At 72.7% G+C, this 23,531-nt stretch carries 25 protein-coding genes, 1 tRNA gene and 1 pseudogene; 16 read left to right on the top strand and 11 right to left on the bottom strand.

The window, feature by feature from the left end; translation table 11 throughout:
- Positions 1-28: 28 nt before the first annotated feature.
- Both AAH991_RS34500 and AAH991_RS34495 read right to left on the bottom strand, forming a co-directional pair.
- A complete protein-coding gene (locus tag AAH991_RS34500) occupies positions 29-379 on the bottom strand; it encodes a DUF1801 domain-containing protein (RefSeq protein ID WP_346230123.1) in 351 nt (116 codons plus the stop codon).
- A gap of 13 nt (positions 380-392) precedes the next feature.
- Positions 393-785 (bottom strand): VOC family protein, encoded by a 393-nt coding sequence (locus AAH991_RS34495; RefSeq protein ID WP_346230122.1) that lies wholly within the window; start codon positions 783-785, stop codon positions 393-395.
- Between the two features lie 101 nt (positions 786-886).
- On the opposite strand from AAH991_RS34495, the gene AAH991_RS34490 reads away from it, so the two are divergent.
- Positions 887-1,333, top strand: a complete 447-nt coding sequence (locus AAH991_RS34490; protein WP_346230121.1) for a MarR family winged helix-turn-helix transcriptional regulator — start codon at positions 887-889, stop codon at positions 1,331-1,333.
- Positions 1,334-1,346: 13 nt separating this feature from the next.
- On the opposite strand, the gene AAH991_RS34485 is transcribed toward AAH991_RS34490, so the two are convergent.
- Positions 1,347-4,070, bottom strand: a complete 2,724-nt coding sequence (locus tag AAH991_RS34485) for an ATP-binding protein (RefSeq protein WP_346230120.1) — start codon at positions 4,068-4,070, stop codon at positions 1,347-1,349.
- A gap of 132 nt (positions 4,071-4,202) precedes the next feature.
- Between AAH991_RS34485 and AAH991_RS34480 the strand changes: the two genes are divergently transcribed.
- Together AAH991_RS34480 and AAH991_RS34475 are read left to right on the top strand one after the other, a co-directional pair.
- The gene (locus AAH991_RS34480; protein ID WP_346230119.1) at positions 4,203-5,291 is read left to right on the top strand and encodes an alkene reductase; all 1,089 of its coding nucleotides are present in this window, start codon (positions 4,203-4,205) and stop codon (positions 5,289-5,291) included.
- On the top strand, positions 5,288-6,529 hold the full coding sequence (locus AAH991_RS34475) for an MFS transporter (RefSeq protein WP_346230118.1): 1,242 nt from the start codon (positions 5,288-5,290) through the stop codon (positions 6,527-6,529). Before AAH991_RS34480 ends, AAH991_RS34475 begins: the two co-directional genes overlap by 4 nt.
- A gap of 26 nt (positions 6,530-6,555) precedes the next feature.
- Here AAH991_RS34475 and AAH991_RS34470 read toward each other — a convergent pair whose 3' ends face one another.
- Positions 6,556-7,317, bottom strand: a complete 762-nt coding sequence (locus AAH991_RS34470) for an SAF domain-containing protein (RefSeq protein ID WP_346230117.1) — start codon at positions 7,315-7,317, stop codon at positions 6,556-6,558.
- A 133-nt stretch (positions 7,318-7,450) separates the two neighbouring features.
- On the bottom strand, positions 7,451-8,257 hold the full coding sequence (locus tag AAH991_RS34465) for an S-methyl-5'-thioadenosine phosphorylase (protein ID WP_346230116.1): 807 nt from the start codon (positions 8,255-8,257) through the stop codon (positions 7,451-7,453).
- Between the two features lie 75 nt (positions 8,258-8,332).
- Between AAH991_RS34465 and AAH991_RS34460 the strand changes: the two genes are divergently transcribed.
- Entirely contained in the window at positions 8,333-8,500 is a 168-nt protein-coding gene (locus tag AAH991_RS34460; protein ID WP_346230139.1) for a hypothetical protein, read from the top strand.
- Between the two features lie 14 nt (positions 8,501-8,514).
- Here the strand turns inward: AAH991_RS34460 and AAH991_RS34455 are convergent.
- From AAH991_RS34455 to AAH991_RS34445, 3 genes and pseudogenes are all read right to left on the bottom strand, one after another.
- Positions 8,515-8,736, bottom strand: a pseudogene (locus AAH991_RS34455) (FmdB family zinc ribbon protein); the annotation flags it as partial.
- Between the two features lie 52 nt (positions 8,737-8,788).
- Positions 8,789-10,294: a potassium/proton antiporter gene (locus AAH991_RS34450; RefSeq protein WP_346230115.1), complete on the bottom strand. Its 1,506-nt coding sequence runs from the start codon at positions 10,292-10,294 to the stop codon at positions 8,789-8,791.
- Between the two features lie 33 nt (positions 10,295-10,327).
- Positions 10,328-10,894 (bottom strand): 5-formyltetrahydrofolate cyclo-ligase, encoded by a 567-nt coding sequence (locus AAH991_RS34445; protein ID WP_346230138.1) that lies wholly within the window; start codon positions 10,892-10,894, stop codon positions 10,328-10,330.
- A gap of 33 nt (positions 10,895-10,927) precedes the next feature.
- On the opposite strand from AAH991_RS34445, the gene galU reads away from it, so the two are divergent.
- The 10 genes from galU (at position 10,928) to AAH991_RS34395 (ending at position 18,645) form a co-directional block, all read left to right on the top strand.
- On the top strand, positions 10,928-11,833 hold the full coding sequence (gene galU, locus AAH991_RS34440) for a UTP--glucose-1-phosphate uridylyltransferase GalU (protein WP_346230114.1): 906 nt from the start codon (positions 10,928-10,930) through the stop codon (positions 11,831-11,833).
- A gap of 4 nt (positions 11,834-11,837) precedes the next feature.
- On the top strand, positions 11,838-13,022 hold the full coding sequence (glp, locus tag AAH991_RS34435; protein ID WP_346230113.1) for a molybdotransferase-like divisome protein Glp: 1,185 nt from the start codon (positions 11,838-11,840) through the stop codon (positions 13,020-13,022).
- Complete coding sequence (gene moaC / locus AAH991_RS34430; protein WP_079313231.1) at positions 13,019-13,495, top strand: cyclic pyranopterin monophosphate synthase MoaC; 477 nt, start codon at positions 13,019-13,021, stop codon at positions 13,493-13,495. Before glp ends, moaC begins: the two co-directional genes overlap by 4 nt.
- 3 nt (positions 13,496-13,498) lie before the next feature.
- A complete protein-coding gene (locus AAH991_RS34425; RefSeq protein WP_346230112.1) occupies positions 13,499-13,975 on the top strand; it encodes a MogA/MoaB family molybdenum cofactor biosynthesis protein in 477 nt (158 codons plus the stop codon).
- A gap of 55 nt (positions 13,976-14,030) precedes the next feature.
- The gene (locus AAH991_RS34420; protein ID WP_079313233.1) at positions 14,031-14,672 is read left to right on the top strand and encodes a GNAT family N-acetyltransferase; all 642 of its coding nucleotides are present in this window, start codon (positions 14,031-14,033) and stop codon (positions 14,670-14,672) included.
- Between the two features lie 381 nt (positions 14,673-15,053).
- Positions 15,054-15,761, top strand: a complete 708-nt coding sequence (sepX, locus tag AAH991_RS34415) for a divisome protein SepX/GlpR (RefSeq protein ID WP_346230111.1) — start codon at positions 15,054-15,056, stop codon at positions 15,759-15,761.
- Between the two features lie 50 nt (positions 15,762-15,811).
- Positions 15,812-15,888, top strand: a tRNA-Ala gene (locus AAH991_RS34410).
- A gap of 242 nt (positions 15,889-16,130) precedes the next feature.
- Positions 16,131-17,558, top strand: coding sequence for a sensor histidine kinase (locus AAH991_RS34405; RefSeq protein ID WP_346230110.1), 1,428 nt, complete (start codon positions 16,131-16,133; stop codon positions 17,556-17,558).
- Positions 17,559-17,635: 77 nt separating this feature from the next.
- Positions 17,636-18,274 (top strand): TetR/AcrR family transcriptional regulator, encoded by a 639-nt coding sequence (locus tag AAH991_RS34400; protein WP_346230109.1) that lies wholly within the window; start codon positions 17,636-17,638, stop codon positions 18,272-18,274.
- Positions 18,271-18,645: a VOC family protein gene (locus tag AAH991_RS34395; RefSeq protein WP_346230108.1), complete on the top strand. Its 375-nt coding sequence runs from the start codon at positions 18,271-18,273 to the stop codon at positions 18,643-18,645. Before AAH991_RS34400 ends, AAH991_RS34395 begins: the two co-directional genes overlap by 4 nt.
- On the opposite strand, the gene AAH991_RS34390 is transcribed toward AAH991_RS34395, so the two are convergent.
- Both AAH991_RS34390 and AAH991_RS34385 read right to left on the bottom strand, forming a co-directional pair.
- Positions 18,629-19,546 (bottom strand): amidohydrolase family protein, encoded by a 918-nt coding sequence (locus AAH991_RS34390; RefSeq protein ID WP_346230107.1) that lies wholly within the window; start codon positions 19,544-19,546, stop codon positions 18,629-18,631. The two genes, AAH991_RS34395 and AAH991_RS34390, sit on opposite strands and share 17 nt — an antisense overlap.
- A gap of 4 nt (positions 19,547-19,550) precedes the next feature.
- Complete coding sequence (locus AAH991_RS34385) at positions 19,551-20,513, bottom strand: helix-turn-helix transcriptional regulator (RefSeq protein ID WP_346230106.1); 963 nt, start codon at positions 20,511-20,513, stop codon at positions 19,551-19,553.
- Between the two features lie 83 nt (positions 20,514-20,596).
- Here AAH991_RS34385 and AAH991_RS34380 point away from each other — a divergent pair, with 83 nt between their 5' ends.
- Positions 20,597-21,007, top strand: coding sequence for a VOC family protein (locus AAH991_RS34380; RefSeq protein ID WP_346230105.1), 411 nt, complete (start codon positions 20,597-20,599; stop codon positions 21,005-21,007).
- Between the two features lie 129 nt (positions 21,008-21,136).
- Positions 21,137-21,979 (top strand): cellulose binding domain-containing protein, encoded by an 843-nt coding sequence (locus AAH991_RS34375; RefSeq protein ID WP_346230104.1) that lies wholly within the window; start codon positions 21,137-21,139, stop codon positions 21,977-21,979.
- A gap of 69 nt (positions 21,980-22,048) precedes the next feature.
- Here the strand turns inward: AAH991_RS34375 and AAH991_RS34370 are convergent, their stop codons facing one another.
- Positions 22,049-23,485: a hypothetical protein gene (locus tag AAH991_RS34370; protein WP_346230103.1), complete on the bottom strand. Its 1,437-nt coding sequence runs from the start codon at positions 23,483-23,485 to the stop codon at positions 22,049-22,051.
- Positions 23,486-23,531: the final 46 nt, after the last annotated feature.

The raw sequence follows: 23,531 nt of genomic DNA, 5'->3' as shown, positions 1-23,531 counted from the left end.
AAGGCTTCCACGGTCAAGGAGAACGGCTTCAGCTCGCGTCGAGGCGTACGGCCTGGCCGATGTAGTCGCGCAGCGCGGCCTCGTTCATCCCGTCCATCGTCTTGATCTTGACGTGGCGGGTCTTCTTGCCGACCCCTTCGAGGAGGCCGTGCGGGTCGGTCATCTCGGCGCCCCGCTCGAAGGCGAAGGTGAGGTGGGTCTTGCTCTGGCTGATGACGGCGAGGATCTTGTCGCCTCGCCAGGCGGGCGAGCCGTACGTGAGGCATTCGACGGCCGCGGGGGCCTCTTCGGCGACAAGCCGGCGCAGGGCCGCCACGATCTCGCGGTACTTCGGGTCGAGCTTCGTCTCGACGTAGGCGTCGATCTCGTTGGTGGTCATGGTCGCGGCTCCCTCACTGCGTCGCGGCGAAGTTCATGTGGGTGGCCTCCCAGAGGTGGCCGTCGGGGTCGGTGAACGCCCGGGTGTAGACGAAGCCGAAGTCCTTCGTCTCGCCGGACAGAGCGCCGCCGTTGGCCGCGGCGGCCTCGGCGAGCTCGTCGACACGCCGGCGGCTCTCCACGCCGAGGGCGAAGATGGCCTCCGTCACCTCACCGGTGTCGGCGATCTTCTTGTCGGTGTAGGTCGCGAAGTATTCCTCGGTCAGCAGCATCGCGAAGGTCTCCGGACCGATGATCATCGCCTCCATCTTCTCGTCGGCGAACTGGTCGTTGAAGGCGAATCCGAGTGCGGTGAAGAACCGCCGGGAGGCGGCGAGGTCCTTGACCGGCAGGTTGACGAACAGCATGAGCACTCCAGGGGGATGGGGGTGTGCCGTGTTCCGGAGTCCATACTATAATCACGATTGTTGACAGTCAATGATCGTGACTAAATGAAAGACGGTGGACCGTGGGGGACATCGGTGTGCTGGCCGGCCAGTTGATACGTGCCCTGCAGGAGGAGCTGTTCGAGACGCTCGCCGAGCAGGGGCACCCCGACGTGCGCCCGCGGCACGGGACGGTTCTGGCGTTCCTCGATCCGGAGGGCGTTCGCGCGACGGACCTCGCGGCGCGGTCGGGTCAGCACAAGCAGATCATCGGCACGATCCTCGACGAGCTCGTCAGGCTCGGCTACGTCACCCGCGAACCCGATCCCGCCGATCGCCGGGCCAAGCTCATCGTCCCCACCGAGCACGGCATCGACGAGATCACCAAAGCTCGCGCCATCCTCGCCGCCATCGAGGAACGGCATGAACGGACCCTCGGCGCCGAGCGCTACGCCGCGTTCATGGAGATGCTCCGGCAGGTCACGCGTGACCAGCGGGCCTGGCGGCAGGCTCCGGCCAGCACCACCTGACCCTGTTCCGCGGTCAGCGCCGACTGGAGAGGCCGAGCCGGGCGAGTTCGCGGCGGGAGCGGATGCCGAGCTTCCGGAAGGCGCGGTACAGATGGTGCTCGACGGTCCGCGGGCTCAGGAACAGTTGTGCCGCGATCTCCCTGCTGGTGCCGCCGTCCGCCGCCAGCCGGACCACCTGAAGCTCCTGCGCGGTGAGCCGCTCCACCGGATCGACGGCCGTGGGTTCCGCCGGCAGGAGGACCTCGCCGGTCGCGTGCAGCTCGGCCCGTGCCCGCTGGACCCACGGCGCGGCGCGCAGGCGCTCGAAGACGGCCAGCGCCGAGCGCAGCGGCACCCGTGCGTCACTGCGTCGCCTGGCCCGCCGCAGCCACTCTCCGTACAGCAGCTCGGTGCGGGCCCGCTCGAACGGCCGCCCTGACCCCTCGTGCGCCGTCAGAGCGCGCAGGTAGTCGGTCTCGTCGTCGCTCAGCAGGGCGCGGCAGCGCGCGCTCACCGCCTCTGCCCAGCGCTGCCCGCCGGCCCGCGCCCATGCCTCGATGCGGCGCAGCGGTTCGGCCGCCCGCTCGGGCTCACCCAGCCGTACGGCCGCCTCCACCTGGTCGGCACCTGCCGCGACCAGCCCGGACGCGTGCCGCAACGGACCGCGTACGGCGGCCTCCAGCCGATCGAGAGCCGCTGCGTGACGGCCCAGCCCGAGATCGAGCAGGCTCAGCGCCGCGACACCGGCCATGCCCCCGGTGTCGAGCTCCTGACTGGCCAACCGCACGCAACGCTCCTCGTCGCCCTCGATCGCGGCGACCCGCGCCAGCACCGAGTTGAGCCGGGGCACCCGCTGCTCCAGTCCGATGTCGTGGACCAGCCGGACGGCCTCCGCGACGGACATCTCGGCATCGCGGTGCAGTCCGGCCTGCACCTGCACGCCCGCCAGGTCCTGCAGCACCTGTGGCAGCGCGCCGACGAGCCCATGCCGGCGACACCGGCCGACCTCGGCCTCGGCCAGCTCGGCCGAGGCCGTGTCGTCCCCGATGATCATCGCGCAGAAGGCACCCCACGCCATCGTCAGTCCGCCCGCCGGGTGCCCCGCCCACGCGGCGGAACCCGGCGCGGCGCCCGGCCGGGCCGTACCGGCCGGGAAGTCCGGCGCCGGTCGTGGCGTGCCGGCCACGAACTCGGTGAGCAGAGGCAGCCCACACGCGTAGTCGTCCTGTACGAGAGCCGCCATCCCCGCCACCATCGGGTCGCGCAACCCCAGCTCGCGCAGCCGTTCCGCCGCGGCGAGGATCGCATCCCGGTCGCCGTAGAACCAGCCGTACCCCGCGCTGGTGCGCAGCATCGGCGCGGCCTGCTCCGGGTCCGCGTGCGCCGAGCGCTCGACCAGCACGCGGGCCGCCAGCCGCCGCTCGCCCACCTCGAACTCCACGGCCGCCCGCACCGGCGCCAGCCCGGCCAGCGACCCCGGGTCGTCGACCAGACGCTCGGCCTGGTCAACGAGGTCGGCGGCCTGCTTGGGGTGCCCGGCGGACAGTGCCAGCCACGCCGCCTCACCCAACCGCCCGGCTCGTGATCGCGGGTGCGGGGTGAGCCGCGCGGCCTGCTCGTACAGGCCCGCCGCGGCGGCGTAGGCGGTGCGGGCACGGGCGCGCTCGGCCGCGCGGGCGATCACCTCCGCGACCCGCTCGTCCGTCTTCGTGGTCGCCGCGGCGAGGTGCCTGGCCCGGCAGTCGTCGTCCGTGGCCGCGCCCGCCAGCGCCTCGTGCACCGCGATCCGCCGTGCCAGCGCCGCACCGTGGTAGGCGGCGGTGGCGATCAGGGGGTGGCGGAAGGTCACGACGTTGGCGGTCACGTCGACCAGCCCGGCCTGCTCGGCCTCCGCCAGATCCTCCAGCCCCACATCCAGCGCGCCGGCCGCCCCCAGCAGCGTCGGCAGGTGCCCGCGCCCCTCGGCGGCGGCCGTGAGCATCATCAGGCGGGTCCTCTCGGGCAGCAGCGCGATCCGCGACCGGAACGAGGCGAGCACCCGATCGGAGACGGGCATGGGCCCGGCGGCGAAGTGGTGGCTCCGCCGCGCCGCGGCGAACTCGATGAGCGCCAGCGGGTTGCCCGCCGACTCCTCGATCACCTGCTCACGGCTGCTCGGCGCGAGTTTCCGGTCGGCCAGCAGCAGGGCCGCGTCCTGCGGCGACAGACGCGACGGCCGCAGCTCGGGGAGGCCGGTGGCCGCGAAGCCCTCCTCCCTCGCGCCGAACAGGATGGCCACCCCTTCGGCGTTCAGCCGGCGGGCGGCGAAGCGCAACGCGTCGGCGCTCGCCTGGTCCAGCCAGTGCGCGTCGTCCACCAGGCAGAGCAACGGACCGTCGACGGCCACCTCGGCGAGGAGGGTCAGCACGGCCAGCCCAGTCAGAAACCGGTCGGGTCCGCCCTGCTGCCCGTCCTGCGGCGGCGCCAGCACCGCCCGCAGCGCGTCGGCCTGTGGCCGGGGCAGGACGCCGATCCGATCCTGGACCGGCCACAGGAGCTGCACCAGACCGGCGAAGGCCAGGTCGGCCTCGGCCTCGAGACCCGTGACCCGCAATGTCCGGAGCCCGGTCTCCTCCGCGTAACCGGCGGCCCAGGACAGGAGCGCGGACTTGCCTATCCCACTCTCGCCCCGCAGGACGAGGCCGCCGCTGCGGCCGGTGCGCGCCGCGTCCACGAGGGCTCGGATCGCGGCCTGCTCATCCGCCCTCCCGTACAGCACAGCGCCCCCGCTCGGTAGGTACGTACATCTGACACCCGTACCGCAGTACCGAAACCTTACCGATTCGGCCCGTAACCGCCCGCTCGTACCGTCGGACCGGCACAGACGCTCACCTGAAGTGGGGAGGACGACATGAGCGAACTGCTGGAGCCGACGACCCTGGGCACGCTTGACCTGCCCAACCGTCTGGTCATGGCTCCGATGACCCGCAACCGCGCGCGGAACGGCCTGGTGAACGCCCTCACGGCGGACTACTACGGCCAGCGCGCGGGAGCCGGGCTCGTCATCGCCGAGAGCACCCAGCCCTGCGTGCTGGGCCAGGGCTACATCGACACGCCCGGCCTGCACACGCCTGAGCAGGCAGCCGCCTGGCGGCTGGTCACGGACGAGGTGCACCGGCGTGGCGGCCGCATCTTCGTCCAGCTCATGCACGCGGGCCGGATGGGCCACCCCTACCTGTATCCGGACGGCGATCTCCCCTTGGCGCCGTCGCCGATCCGGTGCGACAGCGAGCGGCTCTACACGCCCACGGGTCTGCTCGACCTGCCGACGCCACGGCAGATGACCACGGCGGACATCGCCCGGGTCATCGAGGAGTTCGCCGTCGCGGCCAGGTACGCCATGGACGCGGGCTTCGACGGTGTCGAGGTGCACGGGGCGAGCGGCTACCTCGTCCACCAGTTCCTGTCGGACAACACCAATCGGCGCACCGACGCCTACGGCGGGTCCGTCGAGGGGCGCATCCGCTTCGCCGTCGAGGTCGTGCAGGCGGTCGCCGACGCCATCGGCCCGGCCCGCACGGGAATCCGCATCTCGCCCGGCATCACCTACAACGGAATCGACGAGAGCGACCCCGACTCGCTCTATCCCGAGCTGGCTCGTGCGCTGGCCCCGTACGGCCTGGCCTACCTGCACGTCTCCGAGAACGGCACGCGCGCCCTCACCAAGGCGCTGCGCACCGAGTGGCCGGGCGCGCTCGTGCTCAACCCGCACCCGTACGGCGGAGAGGAGGCGGCGACCGTCGACGACGGCGTCGAGGCGCTGCGCTCCGGCCTGGCCGACGCGATCGCCTTCGGCCGGCTCTGGCTGGCCAATCCCGACCTGCACGTACGCGTCGCGGCCGGCGGGCCGTACAACGAGGCCGACCCGGCCACCTACTACGGCGGCGACCACCGCGGCTACACCGACTATCCGGCGCTGCCGGTGGGGGCCGCCCGATGAGCGGGGGGCAGGACCCGGCCGTCGCGCGGACGCGGGACCCGGAGGGCGACCGCGGCGCGGACGCGCGCGGCGCGGCGCGAGGGGTGCCGGGGGTGTGGCTGGCGCTGCTGGCCGGACCGATGTCCTTCGGGATCGCCGGGTCGGCCCTGGTGCTCGCGGACACGGCCCGGGACCTCGGCACGACGGTGGACGCGGCGACCTTCATCGTCACGGCCTTCGGATGGGCCATCGCGGTGGGCACACCGCTGATGGCCGGTCTGCAGCGCCGCCGGGGGACCCCCGCGGCGCTGCTCACCGGTGCCGCACTCGTCCTGCTGGGCGCGGCCCTGACGGTCGTGGCCCCGGCGCTGCCCCTGCTGGTCGCCGGGAGCGCGATCCAGGGCCTCGGCGCCGCCGGGCTCACCACGATCGCGATGAGCCTCGCCGGCTCGGCCCGCGTGATGGGGCTGGTCACGGCGTCGCTCGCGACGATCGGGGCCGCCGCCCCGCTCACCGGTGACGTGGTCGCGGGCCTGCTCGGCTGGCGGGCCACACTGGCGCTGCCCGCACTCAGCCTGCTCTCTGTGCCGTTCGTCCTGCGCGGACGGCCCGTGACCCCGCTGTCGGCCATGCCGTTCGACCTCGTCGGCGCGGTGCTGGTGACGGCGCTGGTGACGGCTCTGGTGGTCCTGCCGCACGCGTGGCAGGCCGCGAGTGGCGCGGCGGTCGCGGCCGGGGTGCTGCTGGCGCTGCGGTTGCGCGCCCGGCCGGACGGGTTCGTGCCGACGGCGGTCCTACGCGCCCCGGTGTTCCTGGTCTCGGCAGGGCTGGCGTTCCTGCTGGCGGTGGTCAACTTCGGGATGATCTACGCGTTGCCGCCGCTGCTCGCCGAGCACTCGGGCTGGAGCCGCGGGCAGGTCGGCCTGGCCATCACCTGGCCGTTGCTGTTCGGCGGGCTCGCGTCCTATCCGGTGATCGCGGCCACCGCCCGCGGTTCGTTCGGCGTGGCGGCGGTGGTGTTCCCTGTGCTGAGCGCGGCGGGCGGGGTGCTGGCCGTGCTGGGCCGCGGGCCGGGTGCGTTGCTCGCCGCCCAGGCGCTCGCCTCGGTCGCCGCCGCCTCCGGGCAGGGGGCGTACGCCGCCCGCGCCGCCGCTGCCGTGCCCGCATCGGAACGGCCGGCGGCGATGGGCCTGTTCAACCTCGCCTACCTGCTCGGGGCCGCGTTCGGCCCCGCCATCGCGACGCTCCTGGTCGGTTGAGCCTCCCGGGCCCCCGCGCTGTTCCCTCAGCGCGGGTGGATGGCGACGAACAGCCTGCCCTGCGCCTGGGCCTGGGCGAGTTGCGCGGCCTGGCCGGGGGTCGTGGCCAGCACGAGCAGCGCGCCGCCGTCCGTACGGCCCGGTGGCCGGGCGATCACCCGCACCTCCTGGGCGACGGTCCGGGCCTGGAAGGGCCCGTCCTCGAAGGCCGCGAGGACATCGATGACGTCACCCGGGAACAGCAGCCGGGCGGCGTCGGGATCGGCGATCCGGATCGGCGTCGCGACCAATCCCGCCCCCGTGACCTGCGTCCCCGCGGGCTGAGACTCAATGGGTCCCGCGGCTTCGGGCTCCGTGACCTGCGCCGCCTTCCCCTCGGCGTCCGGAGCACCGCCGACCGCGCCCTCAGCCACCTGCCCGCCGGACGTCTGTGCGCCGGGCTCCTGTCCCTGCGCCGTCCCCACGGCCAGGACCCGGCGGAACAGGCCGGGGCCGAGCAGCCGCGCGTCGGTGAGCGGCTCGCCCCGGCGCAGCGCACCGGCGACGACGCGGCCCGTCACCGGCGTGCCGGGCGCGTATGCCCCGGCGGGCACCGCGTCGGGCGGCAGCCGTACGACCATGACGTCGGAGGAGGCGAGCCGGCCTCCGGGAAGGTCTCGGGCGGCGGCGAGGACCTCCACGCCGTCAGGGGTCCGGACGGCCAGCAGCACGCAGGCCACCGCCGCACCGGCGAGGACGGCGGCGATCGGACGGCGACGGCGCCCCGCCAGGCGCCTCAGGCCTCGCACGGCGTCCTCGCCACCGCCCGGGACCGGGCTTCATGCCCCGGACGGTCGCCTGTTCCGTCGGCGGGAACCGTCAGGGGCGCTCGGCGTGCGGTGTGTCGCCGCCGATCACGGGTCATGGCACGCATCGGTGGTCTCAGGGGAGCTCGATCGGCAGTTCGACGCCGTCGAGCGCGCTGCCGCAGGGGCAGCCACGCTGCTCCGGCAGGGCCTCGACGACCTGGGCGACCAGAGCGCGCATCCGCTCGACGTTGGCGGCGAAGAAGGCCAGGACCTCCTCGTGGGTGACCCCCTCACCGGCCTCGACGCCGGCGTCGTGGTCGGTCACGAGGGCGAGCGTCGTGTAGCAGAGGGCGAGCTCACGGGCGAGGACGGCCTCGGGGTGCCCGGTCATGCCGATGATCGACCACCCCGCGCCCGAGAACCACTTCGACTCGGCCCGGGTGGAGAAGCGGGGCCCCTGGACCACGACCAGGGTGCCGCCGTCGACCGTGTCCCAGCCCGTCTCGCGCGCCGTGGCGACGGCGGCCGCCCGGCCCGAGGGGCAGTAGGGGTCGGAGAACGAGACGTGGACGGCCCCGCCCATGTCGTAATAGGTCTGCTCGCGGCCCTGGGTGCGGTCCACGAGCTGGTCGGGGATCACGAGGGCGCCCGGGCCGATCTCCGGGCGCAAGGACCCGACCGCGCTGGGCGCGAGCACCTGGCGGACGCCGAGGGACCGCAGCGCCCACATGTTCGCCCGATAGGGGATGCGGTGGGGAGGAAAAGTGTGGCCGCGGCCGTGCCGGGGGACGAACGCGACGGTCCGCTCGCCGATGCGGCCCACGGTGATCGAGTCACTCGGCGGGCCGTACGGCGTCGTCACGTCGATCTCTTCGGCGTCCTCCAGCAGCGAGTAGAACCCCGAACCGCCGATGACCCCGATGTCTGCGCGATTGACCATGGGCCGACCCTAGCGAACGCCGCGGCACACCCGGCGCGTCCCGCCGACCCCTGTGGATAACCTCAGGCGGCGGCCGTGGAGCCGGACGACGACGTGCTGGACGAGGAGGTGCTCGACGAGCTCGACGAGCTCGTGGAGGCGGCCGCCTCCTTCTTGCCCGAGTCGCCGGACGACTTCGAGGCCGACGACGTGGTGGAGGCCGGCGTCGACGACGAGCTCGACGAACGGCTGTCGGTCCGGTAGAAGCCGGAGCCCTTGAACACGATGCCAACGGCGGAGAAGACCTTGCGCAGCTTGCCCTGGCAGGCCGGGCACTCCGTGAGCGGGTCGTCAGAGAACTTCTGGACGGCCTCCAGCTGCTCACCGCAAGCGGTACAGGCGTACTGGTAGGTAGGCACTCGCTCCTCCTGAGACTGGCACTCGACCGGGTCGATTGCTAATCGTACGCAATCAACAAGCGCAAACGCCACTCCAGCCATGTTTATTGCCCCCGGGTGTCCCTTTCGCCCGTGACCCCTTCGGCAGCTCCGCTCAGTTGCCGCGTTCGCCGTACCAACCGGCGAGCTTGCCGCGGCGGCTCACGGCGCGCAGGCGGCGTTCGACCGTCTCCCGCTGGGCGGCCGTGGTGACCACGAGAAGCTGGTCGCCCGCCAGCAGCCGGGTCGTCTGCGCGGGCACGAACGACTGCCCGTTCCGTACGACGAGCGTGACCATGGTGTTCGCGGGCAGCCGGAGCTCGAAGATCTCCACGCCGTGCATGAGCGAGCCGGACGGAATGCGGACCTGCAGCAGGTCGGCGTTCAACTCCTCCAGCGGCGCGGCCTCCACGTCGAGGTCGCGCGCCTCGCCCTCCGCCGCCAGGCCGAGCACCTTGGCGAGGTACGGCAGCGTGGGCCCCTGCAGGATCGTGAACACGATGACGATGATGAAGACGTCGTTGAACAGTCCCTTCGCCCCCGGCAGGCCGGCGGCCCAGGGGATCGCGGCCAGCACGATGGGCACCGCGCCGCGCAGTCCCGCCCACGACAGGAACACCTGCTCGCGCCACGACAGCGCACCAAGGCGCAGGAGCCGCGCGACCGCCGCGGACAGCAGCACGGACGCCGGGCGGGCGAGCAGGACCAGCAGCAGGCCCGACACCAGGGCCGGGACGAGCACACCCGGCAGTTCGCGCGGATCCGCGAGCATGCCGAGCATGACGAACAGCCCGATCTGGGCGAGCCAGGCGGCGCCCTCCGCGAAGCCGCGCGTGGCGGCGCGGTGGGGGAGCTTGGCGTTGCCCAGGACCAGCGTCGTCAGGTAGACCGCGAGGAACCCGCTGCCGTGCAGCAGAGTCGCCCCGCTGTAGGTGACGAACGCGAGCGCCAGCACCGCGATCGGGTAGAGGCCGGAGGCGGGCAGGGCGACCCGGCGCAGCGCGTACACCCCCGCCGGGCCCACGGCGAGGCCGACGGCCGCGCCGATGACCAGTTCGACGGTGGTGTCCAGCAGGACGTGCGGCAGCGACAGGGTCAGCGTCGAGCCCGCGCTCAGCATGATCACGAGGATGACGGTCGGGGCGTCGTTGAAGCCCGACTCGGCCTCCAGGATCCCGGCGAGCCGGGGCGGCAGCGGCAGCCGTCTCAGCACGGAGAACACGGCCGCCGCGTCGGTCGACGCCAGGAACGCGCCGAGCAGCAGCGCCATCCGCCACTCCATGCCGAGCAGGACGGCGACGCCCGCCGCGAGCACGACGACGCTGACCGCGATCCCGACCGTGGCGAGCACGAGCGCCGTCGGCACGGCGTCGCGTACGTGGTTCCAGTTGGTGGTGAGACCGCCCTCGGCGAGGATGACGGCGAGCGCGATCATGCCGAGCTGCTGGGCCGTCTGGGCGTTGTCGAAGTTGATGCCGACGATGCCGCCCTCACCGAGCAGCAGTCCGAGGCCGAGATAGAGGAGCAGCGTGGGAAGGCCGGTGCGGTGCGCGATCCGTACGGACGCGATGGCCGCGATGACGACGACGGCGGACAGGAGCAGCCAGACGTTCAGACCCACCCGCTCCCTTCGCCGTCCATTACGTCAATCTTGTCACATCTGTACCAAACGGGCGATTCCACTCGGGAGGGCGGCGAAGCGTACGCGCTGGTCGTGCGGCTCGGCCGGAACCCCTTCCATCAGCTCGCCTTCGTGCAGGAGTGCCACCGTCGGCACGTTCGGCCCGACGCGGGCGAGCGCGCGGTCGTAGAAGCCGCCGCCGCGGCCGAGTCGTACGCCGGTGACCCGGTCGACCGCCAGGGCCGGCGCGATGACCAGCGCGGCGGTACGGATCGCGTCGACGCCGCGCCGGACGTCCACGGGCTCCATGATCCCATTGGGGCCGGGCGCCAGCGAGTCAGGACCGTCGTACACCGCCCAGTCGAGGTCGCCGTCCGGGCGCTGGACCGGCAGGATCACCGTGGCGCCGTGCTTCCACAGGGCAAGGATCAGCCCCTGTGTGGACGGCTCGGTGCCGGTCGACCAGTAGCAGGCGACCAGGCCCGCCATCTGCACCCACGGCTGGTCGAGGAGTAACTCCCGGATGGACGCCGACGACTCGCGCAGCGTCCCGGCATCGAGTTCCGACCGGGCGCGCAGGATGCGCCGACGTAGGTTCATCTTGTCCAAAGACCGCTCCGTTAGTGTCTACTCATGGCTGACTTCGATCCCGTGACCAAAGCCGTCGTGCCCGCCGCGGGTCTCGGCACCCGCTTCCTTCCCGCGACGAAGGCGACCCCCAAGGAGATGTTGCCCATCGTCGACAAGCCGGCCATCCAGTACGTGGTGGAGGAGGCCGTCTCCGCCGGGCTGCTGGACGTCCTCATGGTGACCGGCCGCAACAAGCGCTCGATCGAGGACCACTTCGACGTAGCGTACGAGCTTGAGGACGCTCTTCGCGCCAAGGGCGACGAAGAGCGGCTCAACCAGGTGAAAGAGCCCGTCGACCTCGCCACCATGCACTACGTGCGGCAGGGGGAGCCCAAGGGCCTGGGCCACGCCGTCCTGTGCGCCAAGCAGCACGTCGGCCACGAGCCGTTCGCCTGTCTGCTCGGCGACGACCTCATCGACCCGCGCGATCCGCTGCTCAAGCGCATGATCGAGGTGCGCGCGACCTACGGCGGCAGCGTCGTCGCGCTGATGGAGGTGCCGCGCGAGCACGTCTCCCTGTACGGCGCCGCCGCCATCGAGCCGACCGACGAGGACGACGTCGTCCGCGTCACCGACCTCGTGGAGAAGCCCCCGGCCGACGAGGCGCCCTCGAACTGGGCCATCATCGGCCGTTACGTGATCGACCCGGCCGTGTTCGGCGTGCTGGAGCGGACCCCGCCCGGGCGTGGCGGCGAGATCCAGCTCACCGACGCCCTGCGTACGCTGGCCTCGGCGAGCCCGGAGGAGGGCGGTCCGGTGCACGGCGTGCTGTTCCGCGGCCGTCGCTACGACACCGGCAACAAGCTGGAGTATCTGCAGACCGTGGTGCAGTTCGCCGCGAACCGGGACGACCTCGCTCCCGAGTTCCTGCCGTGGCTGCGGGAGTTCCTCGACAAGTCCGGACAGTGAGCCGATGAAGCCGGTCGACCGCCATCTCGCCGACATCCTCGCGGCGGTGCGCCCGCTCGCGCCGCTCGAGGTCGAGATCGACGCCGCCCTCGGTGCCGTGCTGGCCGAGGACGTCGCCTCGCCCGTCCCGCTGCCGCCGTTCGACAACTCGGCGATGGACGGCTACGCCGTACGGGCCGAGGACGTGGCCGCCGCGCCCGTCACGCTGCCCGTGATCGGGGACGTGGCGGCCGGCGACGGCGGGCTGAACGCCCTCGGGCCCGGCCTGGTCACCCGCATCATGACCGGCGCGCCCCTGCCCACCGGCGCCGACGCCGTCGTCCCGGTCGAATGGACCGACGGCGGCACCGCCCGCGTACGGATCGACAGACCGGCCCCGCCCGGCAACGCGATCCGGCGGGCGGGCGAGGACGTCCGGGCGGGCGACGTGGTGCTCCGCGAGGGCACCAGGATCGGGCCCGCGCAGATCGGCATCCTCGCCGGGGTCGGCCGCCGCCGGGTGCGGGTGCGGCCCCGGCCGAGGGTCGTCGTGCTGTCCACGGGTGCCGAGCTCGCCGAGCCCGGCACCCCGCTGGGCGCCGGGCGGATCTGGGAGTCCAACAGCTTCATGCTGACCGCGGCCGTGCGCGAGGCGGGGGCGGAGGGGTTCCGGGCCGGTTCGGTGACCGACGACCCCAAGGAGTTCCTGGACACCCTGGACGCCCAGCTCGTGCGGGCCGACGCCGTGATCACCAGCGGCGGCGTCTCGATGGGGGCGTACGAGCCGGTCAAGGAGGCCCTGTCGCCGCTGGGCACGGTGACCTTCGAGAAGGTCGCCATGCAGCCGGGCATGCCGCAGGGCTTCGGCGTCGTGGGGCCGGACCAGGTGCCGATCTTCACGCTGCCGGGCAATCCGGTCTCGTCGTTCGTGTCGTTCGTCCTCTTCGTGAAGCCGGCCCTGCGGGTGATGCAGGGCCTCCCGGCCGGGCCGCCGGCGACGGTACGCGCGACCGTCACCGCCCCGGTGCGCTCCCCGGCGGGCAAGCGGTCGTACCTGCGGGCCGTGCTGACCGGCGATACCGTCGCGCCGGTGACCCGGCAGGGCTCGCACCAGCTCGCGGCGCTGGCCGGGGCGAACGCGTTGATCGTGGTGCCCGAGGACGTGACCTCGCTGCCCGAGGGCAGTGAGGTGGAGGTGATACCGCTATGAAACTGACCCATGTCGACGAGTCGGGCGCCGCCCGGATGGTGGACGTCTCGGAGAAGGACGTGAGCGCGCGGACCTCCGTCGCGACCGGACGGGTGCTGCTGTCGCCCGAGGCGGTGGCCGTGCTGCGCGCGGGGGACGTGCCGAAGGGCGACGCGCTCGGTGTGGCGCGGATCGCCGGGATCATGGGCGCCAAGCGCACCCCCGACCTCGTGCCGCTGTGCCACCCCATCGCCCTGACGGGCGTGAAGGTCGACCTGGCCGTCGTGGACGAGGGGGTGGAGATCACCGCCCGGGTCCGTACGGCCGACAGGACGGGCGTCGAGATGGAGGCGCTCACGGCCGTCACCGTCGCGGCGCTCGCGCTGGTGGACATGGTCAAGGCGGTCGACCCGGCGGCGGTGATCAGCGACGTCAGGGTGGAGGAGAAGACGGGCGGCAAGACGGGCCACTGGACCCGTTCCGGACAGGAGTAAGGCGTGCGCGCGTTGGTGGTCACCGTCTCCAACAGGGCGTCGGCGGGCGTCTACGAGGACCGCTCCGGGCCGCTGCTGGCCTCCCTTTTGAAGGAGGCGGGCTGCGACCGGGTGGACGGGCCCCGGGTCGTCCCCGACGGGGACGCCGTCGAGGCCGCGCTGCGCGAGGGCGTCGCCGCGGGCTACGACGTGATCGTCACCACGGGCGGGACCGGGGTGACGCCTCTCGACCTCACTCCGGAGATGACCGCCCGGGTGCTGGACCGGGAGATCCCGGGCATCGCCGAGGCCGTACGCCAGGTCAACAGGGAGAAGGTGCCGACGTCGATCCTGTCCCGCGGTCTCGCCGGGCAGGCGGGCAAGACGCTGGTGGTCAACCTGCCCGGTTCCTCCGGTGGCGTACGGGACGGCATGGCCGTGCTGGCCCCGATCCTGGCCCATGTGGTCGACCAGATCCACGGCGGCGACCATGCGCGCTGAGGACGGGTGGCGTCCCGCGTGGCGCGTTGACCGTGTTCCGGTGGATGATTGACGAATGGATCGACTTCGCGGCTGGCCGGCGTCCATGGCCGAGGGGCCCGTCGGGCTGCGGCCGCTGCGCCTGCGTGACGTCCGTGACTGGCGTGACACCCGGCTGCGCAACGCCGAATGGCTCCGTCCCTGGGAGCCGAGCAACCCCGAGACCCCGCTGTTCCGCACCGGCCTCGGGCCGTACGTCTCGATGGTCGGCACGCTGCGCCGCGAGGCCCGCCAGGGGATGGCCATGCCCTGGGTCGTCACGTACGAGGGACGCTTCGCCGGGCAGCTCACCGTGGGGGCGATCGTGTGGGGGTCGGCCCGCTCCGCGCAGGTGGGCTACTGGGTCGACGGCGCGCTCGCGGGGCGGGGCATCATTCCGACCGCGCTCGCCATGGCCGTCGACCACTGCTTCTTCACGACCGGTTTACACCGTCTGGAGGCCAACATCCGGCCGGAGAACCACGCCAGCCGCAGGGTCGTGGAGAAGCTCGGGTTCCGCGAGGAGGGCATCCGCCGGCGTCAGCTGCACATCGACGGCGCATGGCGCGATCACATCTGTTACGCGCTGACCGTCGAGGACGTGCCGCGCGGGCTGCTCGTCCAGTGGCGGCGCACAATGAACTCCGCCGCCCGCCGCAGCGAGTCGAGCCCCGGCTAGGCGTACCGGCCACGGAGGCCGGCGACGGGCGCTTCGCCCGGCCCGCTGCAATCGAAGAGCAAACCGATCACCAGCGTGCGCTGTGATGCTGCCTGACGAAAGGTGAAACCGCGCCAGGGGAGACGTCCGGATGCACGCAGGCTCCGTCCACCGCGACCCGGGTGGCCGTCCCCGCGGTGACGGGCGTGGCCTGTGAGGATCACGCGCTCGCACGGGATCGAATTACATGAAGAGCTTTGACGATCTCGCGACACACCGGACCGAATGCTCGTCATCCAGTGACACGCAGTCCTACGGTGCGTGACGTGAACACCTCTCCGCCGACACAGGTCCACGGACGTGTTCACCATGCCCTTCGTCCGGGGGTGTGGAGGTGGGCGCATGGGTAGCGCCGTCCTCTACCTGGCCATCGTCGTCATGTGGCTCAGCGTCCTGCTGCCCATGTGGCTGCGCAGGGACCGGCACACCGACGACGACCTGTTCGAGGAGCAGGCCGAGGCGTCCACGCTGTCCGAACCGCCCGCCGCCGTCTCCGCCGAGGCCCCGGAGGCCGGCTCCGACGACGCCGGCGGTGAGGCGGAGGGCGGCGACGCCGACACGGTCGTCACGCCGCCGGCCGCGTCCTCCGCGGAGGTGGCCCCGGGCGCCGGAACAGTCACCGCGGACCAGGCCGAGGTCGCCACGGCGGAACAGGTCGCGGCGGAGCGGCACGCGCGGGCCCGCCGTGTCGCCGCCCACCGCCGCGCCCGTATCCTCGCCCGGCGCCGGCGGCGGCTCCTGTGGAGCATCCTGCTCGTGCTGGCCTCCGTGGTCACCGCGGCCGTCCGCGTGATGCCCTGGTGGGCCGTCGCGCCATCGGGCGTGCTCCTCGTCGGCTACCTCGCCGTGCTGCGCGTGGCCGTACGCGTGGACCGGGAGCAGCGGGAGAAGGCCGCCCGGGCGCGGGCCGAGCACCTGCGCCGCCAGCGGGAACGCCGCCGCGCCCTGGCCGCGCTGGCCCGCGAGGCGGAGATCATCAAGTTCGAGGCGCGCAAGCGCGTTCAGGTCTTCGACCAGTACGCCGACGGACGCCGCGCGGCCGGAGACTGACCGGGTGGCGCGAACACCCCGCAGAGTTTGCTAATCTAGTCGAGGTCGTTGGGGCTATAGCGCAGTCCGGTAGCGCACTTCGTTCGCATCGAAGGGGTCTGGGGTTCAAATCCCCATAGCTCCACCACGACAGAGGCCGGTTCCGCCCAGCGGGACCGGCCTCTCTGCTTCTCCGGGCGACCGCGCGACCGGCCGGGCCTCTACGCGTGTCCCATCCCGCCGTCCTGGACGTACGAGGACGAGAGGCGGGCGACCCTTGGTGTTCCGCCGGAGATGCGGGTGGGACCGTGGCGACCTGTCGCGTTCGGACGGCCACTTCTTTTCCGGCTCTTTCCGCCCCATGTGGTCCACTGGCCAGGAGGGGGGAGGATGCGCCTGCACGACCGCTTCTCCATCACGCGCCGAATCACCCTGTTCACCGGGGCGACGGCCATCCTGCTGTGCGCGCTGCTGGCCACGTCCGTCATGATGGGCGTTCATCGTTACGCCAGCGACACCGTCACCAGGGAGGTCGCGGCGGCGGGTGGCCGGGTGGCCGTCGAGCTCGAGCGGGGACAGCTGACCTACCCTCTCGTCGAATACAAGTCCCGCAATCTCCAGGTGGTCGACCCGTCCGGCCGCGTGGTCGCGTCGACGACGAAGATGCGGGGCAAGCCCAGAATGGCGCGCTTCATTCCGCCGGACACCAGGAACAGCATCAGCTGCGTCGTGTGCGGCGACATCTTCCCCGCCGCCGAATGCAACATCGTGGTGGCGCAGTGGGCGCACCGCATGGGCGACAGATGGATGGTCTACAGCGCCTCCCCGGTTGTGCCGCCATGGGTCGATCCCTGGCTGGCCGCGCTGGTGGGGGCGAGTGCGGCGGCGCTGGCCGCGGCCATCACCTATGTCGGCTACCGGAACGTGCGGGCATCGCTCAGACCGGTCAACGCCATTCGCGTGGAGCTGGACGAGATCAACGGAAACTGCCCGAGCCGCCGGGTGCCGGTGCCGGCCACCGATGACGAGATCCGGGCGATGGCCGAGAGCGTCAACCGCACGCTGGGCCGGTTGGAAGGCGCGCTGCAGCAGGTGCAGAGCGCGCTGCGGCACCAGCGTCAGTTCGTCTCCAACGCCTCCCACGATCTGCGCACCCCGATAGCCGCGATGCGTGCCGAGGTGGAGGACGGCATGCTCGCACCGGAGGAGACCAGCGTGCCCCAGCTGGGTTCGGTCCTCCTGCCCAGCCTCGACCGGCTGCAGGCGATCGTGCACGACCTGCTGACCCTCGATCGGCTGGATCACGGCATGCGCGGCGAGCAGTGCAGGCTCGATCTGGCCACGGTCGTGTCCGCGGAGCTGCGCAACCGCCGTCACCCGGCCAAGCGGGTCGAATCCGCGCTCGAGCCCGGGGTCGTCGTGGTCGGCGACAGGGTGTCTCTCGCTCGGCTGCTGACCAACCTTCTCGACAACGCCGAACGGCACGCCAAGACGACGATCACCGTGTCCGTACGGCACGACCCCGGCGAGGATCCCGGCGCGGCCGTGCTGGAAGTCGTCGACGACGGGCCGGGCATCGACCGGGACAAGCGCGAGTTGGTGTTCGACCGGTTCACCCGGCTGGACGCGGCGCGCAGCAGGGACGCGGGGGGTGCGGGGCTGGGGCTGGCGATAGCCAGGCAGATCGCGGAGGTCCACGGAGGCAGCCTGAGAATCGAGGACAGCCCCGTCGGCGCCCGCTTCGTCCTGCGCCTCCCGGCCGTTCCCGCCGCGGCGACGGCCGCGGCCGAGCGACCGCCTCCCCATGCGAACCGATGACACCAGTGAGACGACCATGGCGGCCGGGGTGAATAATCCATTGACGGAGTGAGCACTCACTCCGTACCGTTGAAGGCATGACAGATTCCCCCACACGCCGGCGCGCGCCGGCGATGAGCACCGAGCAGCGCAGGGCGATGATCGTCGCCGCGGCGCTTCCGCTGGTCGCCGAGCACGGCGCCGCCGTCACCACCAGCCAGATCGCCCGGGCCGCCGGCATCGGCGAGGGCACCGTCTTCCGGGCCTTCGGCGACAAGGACGAACTGCTCGACGCGTGCCTGGCCGAGGCGATGAACCCCGGCCACGTGCTGCGCGAGCTGGCCTCGATCTCCCTCGACGAACCGCTGCCCGATCGGCTGACGCAGGCGGCCGAGGCACTGCACGCCCACCTGGGACGCATGGGGACCGTGATCGGGGCCCTGCACGGCACCGGTCATCGCCGCGAGCGAGACCGCGGCGGCCGGGAAGGCGGCCGGGAAGGCGGCAGGGAGGGCGACCGGCCGGCCCCGGGAAACCGGGAGGCCTCGATGACGGCGACCCGGGAGGCGATCGTCGAACTGATCGAACCCGACCGGGCGGCGCTGCGCCTGGAACCCGGGAAGTTCGCCTCGGTCTTCCTCGGGATGCTCTTCACCCGTTCCCGGGAGCCGTCCCCGGAGGAACTCGTCGACATCCTCCTGCACGGCGCCCTCAAGAGCGGGGGGAGCGCGGCATGACGATCACGCTGAACCACACCATCGTCCCCGCCGTGGACAACCGCGAGGCGGCCCGCTTCTTCGCCTCGGTCATGGGCCTGGCGGAGCTGCCGCCCGCCGGGCGCGACGGTCACTTCGCGCCCGTACGGGTGAACGACACGCTGACCCTGGACTTCATGACCGTGGCGGAGCCCGTCGGCGTGCATCTGGCCTTCGACGTGGATCCGGTCACCTTCGACGGGATCCTGGCCCGCCTGCGGGAGGCCGGGGTGCCCTACGGCGACGACCCGGCCGATCCCGCGAACGGCCGGATCGACCATCCGCTGTGCCCGCGCGGGCTGTTCTTCGTCGACGCGGCGCGCAACCTCTACGAGGTCATGTCCCCGGCGTGAGCGGCCCGAGGCCGAAGACCCCGGCGGCGTTGTCGTGGCAGACGGCGCGCAGCCACCCGTCCCCGAGGTCCAGATCGGCGAGGGCCGACAGCGCCTCGGCGTACGGATAGGGGATGTTGGGGAAGTCCGTGCCGAGCAGGATGCGGTCCTGAAGATCCAGCAGGAGCGGCACGGCGTTCCGGGGAAAGGGCGCGGTCTCCTCGGTGAAGCGGGTGAAGGTCATCGTCGTGTCCAGGCGGACCGACGGATGACGCAGGGCCAGCGCGAGGAACTCGGCGTACTCGGGCGTGCCCATGTGGGCGATCACGAGCCGCAGCCGGGGATGCCGGGAGAGCAGGGCCGCGATCGGTTCCGGCCCGGTGTGGGGCCCGGGAACCGGGCCCGACCCGCAGTGCGTCACCACCGGAATGCCGTGGTCCTCCAGCAGCCCCCAGACTCCGTCGAGCAGCGGGTCGTTCGGGTCGTACGCGCCGACCTGGAGATGTGCCTTGAACACCCGGGCGCCCGCCTCGATCGCCCGCGCGACGTATCGCGAGGCGCCGGGCTCGGGGAAGAACGTCGCCGTGTGCAGGCAGCCGGGGACCCGGGCGGCGAAGCCGGCGGCCCAGTCGTTCAGCCACTCGGCCATGCCGGGCTTGTGGGGATAGAGCATGGAGGTGAACGCCCGCACGCCGAAGGCCCTGAGCCGTTCGACGCGGTCGTCCTCCGGCAGCCGATAGGTGATGGGCCAGGCCCGGCCGACCAGCGGCCCGGCGGAGTCGAAGTAGGCCCACACCTTGGTCAGGACGCGGTGCGGCATGAAATGGGTGTGCACGTCGACGAGGCCGGGCAGGCCCAGGCTCCGCCAGAACGCGTTCACGCTCCGGATGTCGTCTTCCTTGGCGATCGTCTCGTCCGGCATGACTTCACACGTTATCCGCCCCCGCGGCCAGGTAGCGCTCGGCGAGCGTACGCAGGTGGGCGCGCAGGGCGGGCGGGCCGAGCACGGCGAAGGGCACGTCGAGCGAGGTGAGGAAGGTCGTCAGGTTGTGCAGTGAGTCGCCGCCGGTCTCCAGCACGCAGGCGTCCGCCCCGTCGGCGCGCAGCAGCCCGGCCGCGGGGGTGAGCCGCGCGCCCATGACCTCGACCGGGGCGTGCAGCCGTACGACGGCCCGGTGCTTCCAGGCGGCCGAACCCGTCCCGCGTACGACGTGGGCGGCGGCGTCGCCCTCGGGTGGTTCGCGCGGGGTGAAGCGGGGGCCGTTCGGGACGCGCGGCCGCACCCGGTCGGCGCGGAAGGTCCGCCAGTCGCGGCGGTCGACGTCCCAGGCCAGCAGATACCAGCGCCGCCCGGTGAAGACGAGCCGGTGCGGCTCGGCGGTGCGGCGCCCCTCGTGCCCCCGGTGGTCGAGGTAGTCGAACCGCAGCGTCTCGTGGTCGCGGATGGCCGCGGCGATCGAGGTCAGCGTCTCCGGGTCCACCGTGGGACCATGCCCCGGCACCGCGACCGTCGCGGCGCGCACGGCCTCGATCCGGTGGCGCAGCCGGGACGGCAGCATCCGCTGGAGCTTGGTGAGCGCGCGCAGCGAGGTCTCCTCGATGCCGGTCACGGTGCTGCCCGCGGCGGCCTGCAGGCCGACGACCACCGCGACGACCTCGTCGTCGTCGAGCAGCAGCGGGGGAAGGGAAGACCCCGCGCCCAGCCGGTATCCGCCGGCCGCGCCGGTGGCCGAGCGGATCTCGTATCCCAGGTGGCGCAGCCGCTCGACGTCGTTGCGCACGGTCCTCGTGGTCACGCCGAGCCGGTCCGCCAGGTCGGCGCCCTGCCAGCCGGGCCGGGTCTGCAGCAACGCCAGCAGCCGCAGCAGCCGTACGGAGGTTTCCAGCATGCCGAGCAGCCTCCCGTCGATTGAGGAACCGTACGTTCCTCAATGCATCCTAGCGTTCACGCCATCGACGGAAGGAGCAACCGATGTTGCGTGGACTGACGACTGTGAGCTTCTGGGCCGACGACGTCGAGGAGGCGTCGAGGTGGTACGCGGAGGTGCTCGGCGTGGAGGCCTACTTCCGGCGCAGGGGGCCGGACGGCCGGCTCGCCTACGCCGAGTTCCGCCTCGGTGACCACCGGCACGAGCTCGGTTTCATCGACCGGCGCCACGCGCCGCACCCGGCGGCCGAACCGGCCGGGGCCGTCGTCTACTGGCACGTCGACGACGTGGCGGCGAGCCTCGGCAGACTGCTGTCGATGGGCGCCAAGCTGCACGGGGCGGTGACGGAGCGCGGCCCCGGCTTCGTCACCGCCTCGGTGACCGACCCGTTCGGCAACATCCTGGGGATCATGTACAACGCCCACTATCTGGAGATGCTCGAAGGCCGCGGATGAAAGTTGCAAAGCCCTGCGCCGCCCACCAGGCGCGTACGGCCCGCCGTGCCGGCGTCCGTTGACCGGCCGCCGTCCGACGCGGACGATCACCGTCACCGGGGCGGTCGACCGAGACGAGGAGTGCCGGCGATGAGATCGAAGACGGCGCTGAGCGCCTGGATGACGGCGGGGCTCCTGGCGGCCGCCGCGTTCGTCGTCCCCGCGGTGGTCGAGAGCGGGGCGGGTGGCACGGCCTACGCCCTCACGACGGCGCCGCCGCCGCCCACTCCCATCCCGTGCGAGCCGAGCACGTCACCGTCGGGCACGCCGCCGACCGCGCCGGGAACTCCGCGGATCGGCAGCGTGCTCCTGAACAGTGTCGGCCTGAGCTGGACGCCCGCCACCGACGAGGACGGCATCGCCTGTTACCGGGTGATGGAGACCCGCGACGGCGTCACGTCCGGAGTCGCGACCTTCGGGCCGGACGCCACCGGTGGCGTCTTCTCCCTGCGCTGGCCGCCCAGCGGCGTCGCCTTCGAGGACCACGAGCTGTACCTCGTGGCCATCGACAAGGAGGGGGCCGTCTCACCCGCGTCGGGATCCGTGACCGTGCGGATCTACAACGACATCATCGCCTCGCCGTCGCCGTCGCCGTCCCCGCTGCGGATCACCTGCCGGGTGGACTACCGGCCGATCACCTGGCCGGGCGGGATGACCGCGACGGTCGAGGTCACCAACACGAAAAGCACGCCCGTACGGGACTGGCGGCTCACGTTCCTGTTCACCGACCCCGGCCAGACGGTGTCCACGGGATGGTCGGCCACCTGGTCCCAGACCGGTCGCGAGGTCACGGCGGCGGCCCCCTCCTGGAGCACCGACATCGCCGCCGGGCAGACGGTGCATCTCGGCTTCAACGGCTCCCCCTCCGAGGGCGGCGCCGTGCAGTGGCGCCTCAACGGCGAACCCTGCACCCTGAGGGTCCTCACCTCCTGAGCGCCGCCTTCGCGGCCATCCCAGTGCGGCATGGGGTGCCGGTGCGCCACGGGGGTGCCCCGCGAGGGCTCAGCCGAGGCCGGCGTACTGGCGGGGGCGCAGCGCCTGGGCGCGCAGCGCGGCCAGCGCGGCGCGGCGCCCGGCGGTCGTGAGCCGCCACGTCCGCGCGCCCCCGCCACGCCTCACGGGCTCGCGTCCGGCCGCCCCGGGCTCGCGTCCGGCCGCCCCGGGCTCGCGGACCGCCGCGCCGCCGTTGTGGGACGCGCCTTCGGGTGTGTGGGACGCGCCTTCGGGTGTGTGGGACGCGCCTTCGGGTGTGTGGGACGCGGAGCCCAGGCCCAGGGCGTCGAGGCGGTGGCGGAGCCGGGCGAGCGGGCCGGTGAGGTCGGCGCCGCCGACCCGGCCGCCGTCCGTCGTGCGCCAGCCCTCGCCGTTGACCACCTCGGCGACCCGGTCGCGCAGGTCGTCGTCCCGCACCACCCCGCCGTCCACCAGGATCATCAGCGCCGACTCGCGGATCGAGACCTCGAAGTCGTGCTCGCCGGGGGCGGGGACGAGCAACGTGGTCGTGGCCGCCTCCCACAGGGCGGCGCGGTCGTCCAGCAGGTTCCTGCCCGTGGTGGTGAGCACCAGCCTCCGGCCGCTGCGCCGCAGCGCCCCGAGGTCGTCCACGGCGATCTGCCGCAGTTCGGTGAGGGCGGGCACGTCGTTCTCGCCGCGCACCGTCCGATCCGCCCAGCCGAACCGGCCGGCCGCCTCGACGGCGACGGCACGCCCGACGTTGAGCCGCTCGGTCAGGCGGACCCCGGTGCGGGCCAGGTCGAGCAGCCAGCGCAGCGGTTCCAGGTGCGGCTCGTCCGGCGCCGTGATCGGCGCGTGCAGCCGCACCTCGAAGGGCTGGGCGAGCTCGCGGCGGGCGGTGCCGCGCCCGAGCACCCAGCGGTTCAGCCGCTCGCCGTGGACCCGGTGCAGCCAGCAGTCGCCGCCCAGCTCGGGACGGGGGGTGGTGAGCCAGCGGCGGGTCAGGTCCTCGCGGTCCACCGGGTCGCCCGCGACGATGGCCAGCTCCAGGGCGGCGGCGCAGGCGACGTGCGCCCCGAGCTCCTCCGGCCCCATGATCGAGCTCCACGAGAGCTCGGCGATGTCCGGGGGGACCACCCCGGTGGCCTCCAGCTCCCGGTGATAGGCCGCGGCCCCGGCCTCCTCGCCCTCCGTGGCGTACGTCAGCAGGATCCGGGCGGTGGCGGGGGAGTCGCACAGGGCGGCGTAGCGCTCCATGCCGGCGAGCCTGAGCAGCTCGCCGAGGGCGCGCGCGATGGTCGCCTGGTCGCCCGGCACCTTGATCGGCAGCGTGTACCAGAGGAACTCGCACACGTCGAACTGGCTGATGGTCTCGAGCGCCTCGCCACCGGCGAGCCACTCGACCGCGACGCGGGCGGGCTCGGCGATGTCCGGATCGGAGCGCTCCAGTTGCGCGAGGAGCGCGGCGACGTCAGGTGCGGGCATGACCCGCAGTCTGCCGTATCGACCCCATCGTTGACGACGACCCGGT

This window comes from Microbispora sp. ZYX-F-249 (assembly GCF_039649665.1).
GTDB lineage: Bacteria > Actinomycetota > Actinomycetes > Streptosporangiales > Streptosporangiaceae > Microbispora > Microbispora maris.
This window is presented reverse-complemented; position numbering and strand designations above follow the sequence as displayed.